Raw genomic sequence first — 622 nt, 5'->3', positions numbered from 1 at the left:
TCCATCGCTTTAAGAAACGCTATTAAGCGTGGACCATCCTGTGATTCTAAAACAAAATCATCTAAATCATTATCTACAGGTACATCTGTTTTAAGTCGAACGAGTTCACGAGAAATTTTTGCTTGTTCACTATAAATTTGAATATTTTCACGTCGTTTTGTTTGCTTAACTTCTGTCACTCGCTGTAACAAAAGATCAAGAGAATCAAATTGATCTAACAATTGGGCTGCAGTTTTGGGACCAATTCCTGGAATTCCGGGAACATTATGTGTCGGATCTCCAATCAAAGCTTGCAAATCGACCATTTTTTCAAGACCGACACCCCATTTCTCTATAACCTCAGAAATACCTATATGCTTATCTTTCATTCCATCATATAAAGATACATGCGTATTTACTAATTGCATAAGATCTTTATCAGAAGAGATAATCGTCGTTTTTGCTCCAATCTTTGTTGCTAGTGTTGCATAGGTAGCAATTAAATCATCGGCTTCAAATCCTTCCTTTTCGATACAAGGCAAATTAAAAGCTCTTGTTGCTTGGCGTATTAGAGCAAATTGAGGAATAAGGTCTTCAGGAGGTGTCTCCCGATTAGCTTTATATTGTGGATAAATCTGTTTCC

At 36.5% G+C, this 622-nt stretch carries 1 protein-coding gene; it reads right to left on the bottom strand.

Going from position 1 to position 622, the window contains the following annotated elements; translation table 11 throughout:
• A partial coding sequence (locus tag ACFIML_RS09265) for a 5'-3' exonuclease H3TH domain-containing protein (RefSeq protein ID WP_375688042.1) occupies positions 1–622 on the bottom strand: 622 nt, incomplete at both ends.

This window comes from Bartonella sp. AC62GZZY, from assembly GCF_042196525.1.
In the GTDB taxonomy this organism is placed as follows: Bacteria; Pseudomonadota; Alphaproteobacteria; order Rhizobiales; family Rhizobiaceae; genus Bartonella.
Note: the sequence above shows the minus strand (reverse complement) of the source record. Positions and strands in the feature narration are given on the sequence as shown.